This is a genomic window from Streptomyces sp. NPDC053079 (assembly GCF_044546695.1).
In the GTDB taxonomy this organism is placed as follows: Bacteria; Actinomycetota; Actinomycetes; order Streptomycetales; family Streptomycetaceae; genus Streptomyces.
Genome location: NZ_JBITZJ010000001.1, coordinates 632,766 through 643,182 on the forward strand (window position 1 = coordinate 632,766; position 10,417 = coordinate 643,182).

Annotated in this window: 9 protein-coding genes and 1 pseudogene; 3 read left to right on the plus strand and 7 right to left on the minus strand. The window is 69.3% G+C overall.

Annotation, left to right across the window (positions count from 1 at the left end; all coding sequences use genetic code 11):
* Positions 1–66: 66 nt before the first annotated feature.
* From pabB to ACIGXW_RS02355, 6 genes are all read right to left on the minus strand, one after another.
* Positions 67–2,208 (minus strand): aminodeoxychorismate synthase component I, encoded by a 2,142-nt coding sequence (pabB, locus tag ACIGXW_RS02330; RefSeq protein ID WP_399568967.1) that lies wholly within the window; start codon positions 2,206–2,208, stop codon positions 67–69.
* On the minus strand, positions 2,208–2,966 hold the full coding sequence (locus ACIGXW_RS02335) for a thioesterase II family protein (protein WP_399568969.1): 759 nt from the start codon (positions 2,964–2,966) through the stop codon (positions 2,208–2,210). Before ACIGXW_RS02335 ends, pabB begins: the two co-directional genes overlap by 1 nt.
* A gap of 126 nt (positions 2,967–3,092) precedes the next feature.
* Positions 3,093–3,287: a ferredoxin gene (locus ACIGXW_RS02340; protein ID WP_399570786.1), complete on the minus strand. Its 195-nt coding sequence runs from the start codon at positions 3,285–3,287 to the stop codon at positions 3,093–3,095.
* A 71-nt stretch (positions 3,288–3,358) separates the two neighbouring features.
* Positions 3,359–4,537 (minus strand): cytochrome P450, encoded by a 1,179-nt coding sequence (locus ACIGXW_RS02345; protein ID WP_071962178.1) that lies wholly within the window; start codon positions 4,535–4,537, stop codon positions 3,359–3,361.
* 36 nt (positions 4,538–4,573) lie between these two features.
* On the minus strand, positions 4,574–5,632 hold the full coding sequence (locus ACIGXW_RS02350; protein ID WP_399568971.1) for a DegT/DnrJ/EryC1/StrS family aminotransferase: 1,059 nt from the start codon (positions 5,630–5,632) through the stop codon (positions 4,574–4,576).
* 14 nt (positions 5,633–5,646) lie between these two features.
* Positions 5,647–7,026 carry a glycosyltransferase gene (locus tag ACIGXW_RS02355; protein ID WP_071962180.1) on the minus strand — a complete coding sequence of 460 codons (1,380 nt, stop codon included), beginning with the start codon at positions 7,024–7,026 and terminating at the stop codon, positions 5,647–5,649.
* Between the two features lie 187 nt (positions 7,027–7,213).
* Between ACIGXW_RS02355 and ACIGXW_RS02360 the strand changes: the two genes are divergently transcribed.
* Positions 7,214–7,636, plus strand: coding sequence for a YjbQ family protein (locus tag ACIGXW_RS02360; protein WP_399568973.1), 423 nt, complete (start codon positions 7,214–7,216; stop codon positions 7,634–7,636).
* A 58-nt stretch (positions 7,637–7,694) separates the two neighbouring features.
* On the plus strand, positions 7,695–8,357 hold the full coding sequence (locus ACIGXW_RS02365; RefSeq protein ID WP_399570789.1) for a DNA-methyltransferase: 663 nt from the start codon (positions 7,695–7,697) through the stop codon (positions 8,355–8,357).
* On the opposite strand, the pseudogene ACIGXW_RS02370 reads toward ACIGXW_RS02365, so the two are convergent.
* Positions 8,337–8,596: pseudogene (locus tag ACIGXW_RS02370) on the minus strand (hypothetical protein); the annotation flags it as partial. The gene ACIGXW_RS02365 and the pseudogene ACIGXW_RS02370 sit on opposite strands and share 21 nt — an antisense overlap.
* Positions 8,597–9,148: 552 nt before the next feature.
* Here ACIGXW_RS02370 and ACIGXW_RS02375 point away from each other — a divergent pair.
* Entirely contained in the window at positions 9,149–10,357 is a 1,209-nt protein-coding gene (locus ACIGXW_RS02375) for a serine/threonine-protein kinase (RefSeq protein WP_399568975.1), read from the plus strand.
* Positions 10,358–10,417: the final 60 nt, after the last annotated feature.

Here is a 10,417-nt window from a genome sequence, read left to right on the forward strand (position 1 = left end):
GTCACTCCCGTATCAAGCGTTTGCGTTGGCTTCGCCGGCCGCCGCTGTCCGCCACGGCCGTTTCCGCTACGACCGCGCCGGTTCCCCGGCCACGACGGTTCTACGGCCCGGGAACCCGGCGCCCAGCAGCCGCAGGAGGGGCGTCGCCTTGACCGCCGTCTCCTCGAACTCCGCCTCCGGGTCCGACAGCGCGATGATCGCGCCGCCCACCCCGTAGCGGAGCCGGTCCCCGTGCAGCACCACCGTGCGGATGACGATGCTCAGATCGGCCGCCCCCGTCAGGGAGAAGTAGCCGATGGCCCCGGAGTACACGCCCCGCGGCCCGCCTTCGAGCCGGTCGATGATCTGCATGGTCCGGATCTTCGGGGCCCCGGTCATCGAGCCGCCGGGGAACGCGGCCCGGACCCCCGCCACGGTGCTGCTGTCCGCGCGCAGCTTCGCCCGTACCGTGCTCACCAGCTGGTGCACGGTGGCGTAGCTCTCGACCTGGAAGACCGGGGCCGCGCTGACCGAGCCGACCTCGGCGCACCGGCCGAGGTCGTGCCGGACCAGGTCGACGATCATCAGGTTCTCGGCCCGGTCCTTCTCGCAGTTCGCCAGCTCGGAGACCAGCGCCGCGTCCTCCTGCGGGGTGGCGCCCCGGGGACGGGTTCCCTTGATGGGCTTGGACTCCATCACCCCGGCGCGGTCGATGCGCAGGAAGCGCTCCGGTGACGTGCTGAGCACGGACAGGTCGGCGAAGTGCAGGTAGGCGCCGAACGGCGCCGGGCTGGTGCGGCGCAGGAAACGGTAGGCCTGCCACGGGTCGAGACCGGCGGCATCGGCCTCGATCATGTTGGTGAGGCACACCTCGTACGTCTCACCGGCCTTGATCTCCTCCTGGCACGCGTCGATCAGCTCGAGGTACGCCTCGCGGTCGTGCCGCAGCCGTACGTCGGCGGCCTGCCGGGGCTCGGGGGCCTCGCAGGGGGCGGGCGCCCGGCCCGCGATGTCCCCGAGGACCGTCGCCGCGCTGCGCAGCCACTCCCGGGCCGGCTCCTCGTCGCCGTTCTCGGCCAGGGCCAGCAGGTAGGTGGTGTCCGAGCGGTGGTCGAGGACGAGCGCGCGGTCGGCGAAGACCATCGCCGCGTCGGGCTCGGCCGCGCGGTGCGCGCCGTCGCCGTCGCACTCCGCCTTCAGTTCGTAGCCGAGGTAGCCGGCCCAGCCGAGCGCGAAGTCGAAGGGCAGCTCCGGCGCGTCGACCCGCATGGACCGCAGGTCGCGGTCCAGCCACTCCAGGAACGTGTCCGGGACGACGCGCGTGGAGCCGGCGGACGTCACGGTCACCGTGCCGTCGAACACGTCGGCCTTGGCGACCCGGGCGAGCGGCCCGGAGGCGTCACCCATGATCGAGAGCTCTCCGAGGGCGCCGCCCGTCCGGCTGCTGTCCAGCCAGAACGGGTGGTCGCCCGTCCGGAACAGCCGGTCGAAGGCCACTTCGGGGTCCCAGCGGGTGGGCAGCTGCTCCACGACGACCCGCAGGTGGCGGACGTCCGCGTTGCTGTCGAGGTCCGCCGGTGCGAGCACCGCCGGCCCGGTGGCGGCCGCGGCCGGCCGCGGCGTCCGGGCGGCGGCCGGTTCCCTGCGGGAGCGGTGCTGTTCGGTCAGCCGGCGGAAGTTCGCCAGCAGCCGGTGGCCGCCCTCGGTGCCTATGGACTCGGGGTGGAACTGCACGCCCCACAGGGGCAGTTCGCGGTGGCGCAGTGCCATGACCACCCCGTCCTCGGCCCAGGCCGTGGGCTCGAGGTCGGGGGAGTCGCCGGTCACGGCGAGCGAGTGGTAGCGGACCACCTCCAGCGGGGAGGGCAGCCCCTCGAACAGGCCGGTGCCGTCGTGCCGGACCATCGATGTGCGGCCGTGGCGGGGCTCGGGGGCGCGTCCGACGGGGGCGCCGTGGGCGAGCGCCAGCCCCTGGTGGCCCAGGCAGACGCCGAGGACGGGCAGTCTGCCCTCGGCGGCTATCTGCGCGCAGAAGCCGAAGTCCGCCGGGCGGTGGGGCGTACCGGGCCCGGGGGAGAGCACCACGTTGTCGAACGTGTCGAGGAGCTCCGGCTTCCACGCCGGGTCGTCGTTGCGGATGACCTCGGGCTCTTCCCCGTTCACCTCGGCGAGGTAGTGGAAGAGGTTGTAGGTGAAGGAGTCGTAGTTGTCGACCAGCAGCGTACGCATCAACTTTTCCCGATTTTCTCGAGTTCGCGCGATATCTGGCCGTTCACCGCCGCCTGCTGGGAGGCGAGGAAGAAGTGTCCGCCGGGGAACACCTCGAGCCGGAAGGCCCCTTCGGTGTGCCGCTCCCAGGCCGCCGCTTCCTCGAGCGTCGTCCGGGGGTCGGAGTCACCGGTCAGTACGGTGATGGGGCAGCGGACCGCACGGTCCTCGGGGTCGCAGCGGTAGGTCTCGATGGCCTGGTAGTCACCGCGGATGGCCGGCATGGCCATCTTGAGGATCTCGTCGTCGCCGAGCAGCCCCGGGGCGGTGCCGTTGAGGAGCTTGAGTTCGGCGATGATGCCGTCGTCGTCGCGCTCGTGCACCGTCTCGGGGCGGGTCGTGGCCGGCGCCCTGCGGCCGGAGGCGATGATGGCCCGGGGTGCGCCCTGGCCCTTCTGCTCCAGCCGCCACGCCGTTTCGAAGGCGAGCACGGCGCCCATGCTGTGCCCGAAGAAGAGGGTGGGCTTCTCGCTCTGGGTCAGGAGCAGTTCGGTGATCCGGTCGGCCAGCACACCGATGTCGGTGATGCACGGCTCGTGCCGCCGGTCCTGACGCCCGGGGTACTGCAGGGCGATCACGTCGGCGACGGCGGAGTGCACCGCCGAGACGGGGTGGTAGAAGCTGGCCGACCCGCCGGCGTGGGGGAAACAGACCAGCCGGACGCCGCTGTTCCCGGCCGGGTGGTAGCGCCGGAGCCACAGGGCCGCGGAATCGTCCATGGAATGGGCCGTGCTGTTCAAGAGCTTGGGTCCTTTCTGTGCGGGGGAAGCACTTTCCGGGCCACAGTGCATCGCACAGGGAACGCGCAAATCACTAGAGTCGGCCGGCGGTCGACCGTCGGAAAGTCAGTCCTCGTGGACCATGATCGTACGGGCCGGGCAGAGGTCGCCCGCCTGCCAGACGGCGTCCGTCTCGGAGGCGTCGGGCTCGGTGGTCAGGAGGATGACCAGGCCGTCGTCGTCCTGGTCGAAGACCGCCGGTGCGGTCAGGACGCACTGGCCCGCCCCGACGCAGCGGTCGGTGTCGACGGTGATACGTATCAAGGGGTTCTCCTGCGGCGAATGAAGGCCTCCCGGGCCGTGAGCGGTCGGCCCGGGAGGCGGCCTTGTGGCTACCAGCTGACGGGCAGTTCGTGCAGCCCGTACAGCACGCCGTCGTGTTTGAACGGCAACTCCTCCACCGGAACATCGAGCTTGAGCGTGGGGATGCGCTCGAACAGCTTCCGGTAGGCGATCTCCATCTCGACCCGGACGAGGTTCTGCCCCAGGCACTGGTGCACGCCGTAGCCGAAGGCGACGTGCTGCCGGGCGCTGCGGGACGGGTCGAACATGTGGGGGCACTCGAAGACGGCCGTGTCGTGGTTGGCCGCGGCCACCAGGGGCACGATGCCCTCGCCGGCCCTGACGAGCTGGCCGGAGATCTCGACGTCCTCGACGGCCACGCGCAGCGACACCAGGTCGGCGACGGAGTGGAAGCGCAGCGTCTCCTCGACGGCCCGGTCGTCGCCGATCCACTCGGGGTTCGTCAGCAGCGTCACCACGCCGAGGGCGATGTTGTTGGCCGTCGTCTCGTGGCCGGCGATGAGCAGGAGCAGCAGGACGCCCGACAGCTCCTGGGAGTCGAGCGCCCCGGTGGCCAGGAGCCTGCTGATCAGGTCGTCCCCGGGCCACTTCTCCTTGATGGCGACGAGCCGGTGGATGTACCGCAGGAGTTCCTTGGTGGCGGTGTCGCGCTGCTGGTCGGTCGAGGCCCGGATGGCGACCAGGGTGCGGGTGCGCGACTCGAAGAAGTCACGGTCGACGGGCGGCACGCCGAGCAGCGTCGAAATGACCAGCGACGGCACCGGCAGCGCGAAGTCGGCGACGAGATCGGCGGAATTGCCGGCGGCCAACATCGCGTCGATGCGCTCTTCCACGGTGCGTTCGATCGCCGGGCGCATCGCGCGGATGCGCCGCACGGTGAACTCGGGGATGAGCGCCTTGCGGAAGCGGTCGTGCTCCGGCGAGTCCAGTCCCACGAACCAGCCGGGAATCTGGTCCTGCTTGGGGACGCCCATGGTCTGGCTGATGTTGGGGAATCCCTCGTGCTCCGGGTTGGAGCTGATCTTCGGGTTGGTCAGGACGGCCCGTACGTCCTCGTGCCGGGTGACCAGCCAGACCCGGTTTCCGTTCGGCAGATAGGAGAGGACGAGCCCCTCCTTCTCGCGGTAGTCGGTGTAGTGCGGGGGCGGAAACGCCACACCGGGTTTGCGCAGGGGAAAGTCGACCACGGTCGGCTCGGTGCTCGTCATGTCCATTCGTCCCGTCTCGGCAGCCGGAGGGTGCGGTCAGCTCGCGCCGTGGAATTCACGGATCTTCCCGATCACGTAGTCCTGGTCGGTGGCGGTCAGACCGGTATGGGTGGGCAGGTACAGTCCGTCCTCCGCGAAGCGGTTCGCGTTCAGCGTCGGCCAGTGCGGGGCGAGGTATTCCGGCTGCCGGCTCATCGGCTTGAAGAACACCCGGGTCTCGATTCCCGCGTCCGCGAGGAACGCACGCAGTTCCTCGCGGCGTTCCGATCGGAGGTCGTACATCCACAGCACGTCCCGGGGCGGCATCAGGGTGATGCCGGGGATGCCGGCCAGGCCCTCGTCGTAGCGCTTCTCTATCTCCGCGCGGGTGGCCAGGATGTCGTCGAGCCGTTCGGTCTGCGCCAGGGCGACGGCGGCCTGCATGGCCGTCATCCGGAAGTTGTAGGCGACCTTCTTGTGCAGGAAGTTGTGTTCCTTGCTGAAGGCCATGCCGCGCAGGTGGGCGAGCTGGCCGGCCAGCCGGGGGTCGTCGGTCAGGCAGATGCCGCCCTCGCCGGAGGTGATGATCTTGTTGGCGAACAGCGAGAAGCAGGCGATGTCGCCCACGGGACGCACGCCGTGGGCTTCGGCGGAGTCCTCGACCACCCGGAGGTTGTACTGGAACGCGATGTCCATGATGGCGTCCATGTCGCAACGCCGGCCGTAGATGTGGACGGGCATGATGGCCTTCGTCCGCGGCGTGATCTTCTCCTCGATGCGGGTGACATCGATGTTGAGATCGTCCGCGCAGTCCACGAAGACGGGCGTCGCCCCCGTGTAGGTGACGGCCCACGCGGTGGCCACCATGGTGAATTCCGGCACGATGACCTCGTCGCCCGGACCGATGCCCAGCGCCCGCAGGGCCAGGGTGAGGGCGGCCGTCCCCGAGGAACAGGCGACGCCGTGCGCGATTCCGTTGTATTCCGCGAACGCCTCCTCGAACCGCTGCACATAGGGACCCTGGGAGGAGATCCACCCGTCCCCGATCGTGCCGGTGACGTATTCGAGTTCTCGCCCGTCGAGATGGGGCCGGGAAACGGGATACTTGAACGACATGGATATCTCCCTTGTCATGCCAGAGCGGGAAGGCCGAGGATCAGGTCCGCCGCGGTCTGCCGACCGCCCGCGGCCCGCTGCAGCGCCCCGAGCCGTTCCGCGTTCTCGCGGAACGAGGGCTCGCCGAGGACCCGGGTGAGCTTGTCGACGACGTCGTCGGGGGCGATGGTCTGGGGCCGGTCGAGCGTCAGACTGATGCCGAAGTCCCGGCCGCGGACGGCCTGGTCGAAGCAGTCGACCCACAGGGGCCGCACCACCAGGGGCTTGCCGAAGTACACGCCCTCGTGGAAGCCGTTGCCACCGCCGTGCGTGAAGAACACCTTGACGTTGGGGTGGGCCAGGACGTCGAGCTGCGAGGGCACCCAGCTCTCGATGCGCAGATTGCCCGGCAGCGATTCCGCCGGCGGCAGCAGGTGCTGCTGTTCCTTCGGCAGCTTCCACAGGATCTGGTGCTCGCCGTCCAGCCGCCGGGCGACCTCCACCAGCGCGCCGACCTGATCCCGCGTCAGCCGAGTGATCGTGCCGAAGCCCATGTAGACCACGGACGACTGGGCGTCCAGCCAGCGGGAGAGCTCCCCGTCGTCCTCCCCGGCCTCCGGCAGGGGCGGCATCATCGCGCCGACCAGACGCACCTTCTCGGGCACCTCGAACGGGTAGTCCAGCTCGGCGATCGAATTGCACAGGACCATCTCGGCCTTGTCGATGCGCGTCATCGGGCTGGGCGCCGGCAGGCCGAGTTCCTTGCGGATCCGGCCGTCCTCCTGGAGCACCTTTCCCATGGCGGGATTGAAGAACAGCCCCATGGTCCGCAGCTTGAACAGCTCGTTCTGCAGCCGCTGCACCACGTTCATCCGCCCCGGCAGACCGGAGTGCGGGACCGGGAAGTCCCGGGGGGTGTAGCCCTTGGCGAACGGGTTCAGCGACGTCAGCACATTGCTGGCCACGAAGGGCACGCTCAGCACGAAGGGGATCTTGCGCGTGAGGGCCAGGTCGACCGCGAAGGCGCTCACGCAGTCGATGACCATCAGCGCCGGCCGGACCTCGTCGACGACCGCTTCGAGCCGCCGGTACTTCTTCGCCTGCAGAGCGGGCTTGTAGGACTGCTTGATGACCGCGCGGTGCGCCTTGAAACGCGATGCCTGAGTGACCTCGCGGTAGACGTCGTCGGGCCAGCTCACCGCCGACAGCTCGGGGATCACCTCGCCGAGCGAGGCGAATTCCACCGGCGCCTTCACCGCCAGGTTCTCCACCTCGGCGCGCCGATTGTCGTCGGTGGCGAACCAGAGGTCCTCCACACCCCGGCGTGACAGCTCGGCCGCCAGCACGAGCAGCGGGTTGAGCAGCCCGCTTTCCGGAAGACTGACGAACAGGATCGGCCGTCGGACGGGGTCCATGGATGTCCCTTTCAAGGTGGCTTCCGGGGCTCGACGAGCCATGTGCCCCGGGCGCGTGTGGCCGCACCCCAACTTGATCTCACGCCCGCTGCCGGGAAATCCTTAGACCTTCTCCCGCGAAGGGACACAAGGCCCCGGCGGCCCGTCGACTTGCCGTCGCGGCGGCACGGCGGGTAAGCGGTGGAACATGACCCATACCTTCACCACGCGCACCCTCGACATCACGACCGGATCCCGCGAGACCGTGTACGACCTCACCGAGGCCTGTGCGGAATTCCTCCGCGAGGTTGCCGCCGGGCGCGACGGCCTGCTCAATGTCTTTGCGCCCCACGCAACGACCGGCCTGGCAGTCCTCGAGACCGGCGCGGGCAGCGACGACGACCTCCTCGCCGCCCTGCACGACCTGCTCCCGGCCGACGACCGCTGGCGACACCGCCACGGCACCCCCGGCCACGGCCGCGACCACGTCCTCCCCGCCATCGTCCCGCCGCACGCCACACTGCCGGTGATCGGCGGCAGGCTGGAGCTCGGTACCTGGCAGTCCGTGGTCCTGGTCGACACGAACGTGGACAACCCGCACCGGCGGGTGCGGCTGTCGTTCCTGGGCTGAGCAAGCTGATCAAAAAAATCGTCCTGGGAGTGGCCTCCGGGTGCGCGTCATGGTGCGTATGGGCTTCTGGCTCACCCTCCTGCTCACCGAGTCCTACCGGGCCACCGTCGAGTCCGGAGCCGCGCTCGTCTTCACCGACTGGAGGCAGCTGTCGCCCACCACCGACGCGCTCCAGGCCGCCGGCTGGACCTGTTGCGGCATCGCCTCGTGGCACAAGCCGGTCTCCCGACCGCAGAAGGGCCGGCTCAAGCGGTCCTGCGAGTACATCGTCTGGGGCACCAAGGGGCCGGTAGCCCCGACAGGAACCCCATCTACCTGCCCGGCCTCTACCCCGCGAGCCAGCCCGGAAGGACCGCGTGACCGCGTGCACATCACTCAGAAGCCCGTGGAGGTGATGCGGGATGTGAGGATCTGCCCGCCGGGCGGAACCGTCCTCGGGCCCGTCCTCGGCTCTTGCACGACCGGCGTCGGAGCCCTGTACGAGGGACGCAAGTTCATCGGCGTCAAGCTCTCCGAGCACTACGCTGACATCGCCGAGCAGCGACTTCGAGGCGCACTGACCCAGGGTGACTCGTCCTGGCCGGGCCGGAGGTGTGAGCGTGAGGGCGGCAAGACCAGGATCGGCGGCCCGCAGACGCCGAAGGGCGGCCGGCGCATCGTGGCTCGATGCGCCAGCTGCCCTTCCGCACGTCAGGCCGCCCTCGACCGCTCGGTGAAGTAGAGGGGGTGCCCTCTAGATCGGCCGGGGAGGCGATCCGGGCCTCCAGGTCGCCCGTTCCGAGATGACCGATGCCGCGCATGAAGCCCTCCTCCAGTTCGACCGCGTCCGGATTGACTCTGAGATAGACCAGGATCGCCTCCTACTTGGAACTAGAAGATGACGCTGGCCACGTTCACCATCCGCCTGTAGGCGATGTAGTGCAGCTTCAACGCACCACGCAGGCATTCCGGATCGACCCCGATCTCGGCGGGAAGTGCACCCTGGCTGTTGGTTAACACCACCCACCAGTTCGACGGCAACGGTGCCAGCAGGCAGGGCTCGAAGAAGGCCTGCTACGGCGCACTGCCCTGAAGCAAGGGCGAGAACGAAATCAAGGCGAGCTACTACGCCATGCCCGCAACCGATGCGCCCGAGGACATCGATGGCGAGACGAACGGCGAGGGCGAGTAGCCTAGTCACCTCTGCCGCGCGGCCGCTGCCGGGGTGCCACACCGAGAATCACGCACGTTGCTGCGGTCGGCTGGAACGCGCTTACGCGACGTCCAGGTGGCCGTTGCGCAAGCGCCGTCGGCCGTCTCGCGGGCCACCGAGCCGCATCCATAGCGGTCTGATCCCGGACACGGAGCCGGGAAGATCGGCCCAGTCCTACGTGATTACTTTCTCCTGTGGGATGCCGATCGGTAGGCTGTGGGCGTAATTCGTCGGTGTCCCTGTCACCTGCTCCTTCCGGCGGAGCGAAGGTAGGCGCCGAGCGAGGCTGTGCTGTCGTTGCGGGAGTCAGGGGGTGTGCGGTGAGCAGCGCGCCTCTGCCGTCGCGTATCGGTCCGTACCTCGTCGAGCGCCGACTCGGCGCGGGCGGGATGGGGGAGGTGTACCTCGCCTACTCGGTCGCGGGTGAACCGGTTGCCGTGAAGGTGATCCGGCCCGACCGTACGGATCCGCACACGCGCGCCCGGTTCGAACGTGAGGCGGCGATCGCGCGCACGATCTCGGGTACGGGCCGTGTGGCCCGTTTCATCGAGGCGGACCCGTTTGCCGAGCAGCCCTGGCTGGCCATGGACTATGTCCCCGGCCGCCCGCTTTCCGACGTCGTGCGGGACCAGGGTCCGTTGTCCGCGCCGCTCGTGGCGAGCCTCGGCGCGCTGTTAGCTGAGGGGCTTGCCGCTGTGCACGCCGCGGGCCTGGTACACCGCGACCTGAAGGCGCAGAACGTCATCCTCGGCGACTTCGGCCCGGTGATTATTGACTTCGGCCTCGGCGCTTTCGTCGGAGCGTCCAAGGGAACACTCACGCAGGCCGGTATGGTTATCGGAACGGTACGCTGCATGCCGCCCGAGCAGGCCCTGGGCGAGGTGGACGTGACGCAGGCCGCTGACGTGTACGGCCTGGGCACCGTACTTCTGTACGCGGCGACCGAGCACTACCCGTACGACGGCGCCCGGTGGGAGGCAGTCGCCGCGCAGGTGGTCAACCCAGAGATCGGCCCCGACCTATCCGGGCTACCCGATGAACTGGCCCCCATCGTGACGGCCATGCTGGCGCACAAGGCGGACGACCGCCCCTCCCTGGAGGAGGTGACCCGGCAGTGCGCCGACCTCATGCGCCAGCTGGGTACGAGTCCGGCTCGGGCACGGCGTGTTCTGATCCAGGAGACGACGGCGAAGGACCATTCCACGATGGTGCTGCCGCAGCCCGATGGACTGATGCTGGACCGGCTCGACTCACTTGAGAAACTGCTGCGCGAAGAGCCAGCGTTCCCGATGGAGAACGTTCCTGTCCCGCCACCCGGTGGTGAAGCGGATCCGGACTCTCAAGCCGAGAGCGACATCGTGAGCCCACTCCCGCACGCGTCCGTGCAGGTGCTCAAGCCCGAGAGTGGAAGCGCAAGCCCGGCTGTGCCCACACCGCGAAGAGGCCGTACTCCCGCTTCCCGGAGGGTCGCTGAGGAGTTGCGCGAGCGCTATGCGGTGGGGCCGGCGCTCGCCTGGCCGAAGCGCTGAAACACCCTTTCCCTCTTTTGCCGGCGAGGCCGGTCCAGGACGGTCCAAAGAAGGGCGAGG

Coding starts and splice junctions, on each gene's coding strand:
- pabB (WP_399568967.1), bottom strand. CDS start 2,208: ATGCGTACGCTGCTGGTCGACAACTACGACTCCTTCACCTACAACCTC.
- ACIGXW_RS02335 (WP_399568969.1), bottom strand. CDS start 2,966: ATGGACGATTCCGCGGCCCTGTGGCTCCGGCGCTACCACCCGGCCGGG.
- ACIGXW_RS02345 (WP_071962178.1), bottom strand. CDS start 4,537: ATGACGAGCACCGAGCCGACCGTGGTCGACTTTCCCCTGCGCAAACCC.
- ACIGXW_RS02350 (WP_399568971.1), bottom strand. CDS start 5,632: ATGTCGTTCAAGTATCCCGTTTCCCGGCCCCATCTCGACGGGCGAGAA.
- ACIGXW_RS02355 (WP_071962180.1), bottom strand. CDS start 7,026: ATGGACCCCGTCCGACGGCCGATCCTGTTCGTCAGTCTTCCGGAAAGC.
- ACIGXW_RS02360 (WP_399568973.1), top strand. CDS start 7,214: ATGACCCATACCTTCACCACGCGCACCCTCGACATCACGACCGGATCC.
- ACIGXW_RS02365 (WP_399570789.1), top strand. CDS start 7,695: ATGGGCTTCTGGCTCACCCTCCTGCTCACCGAGTCCTACCGGGCCACC.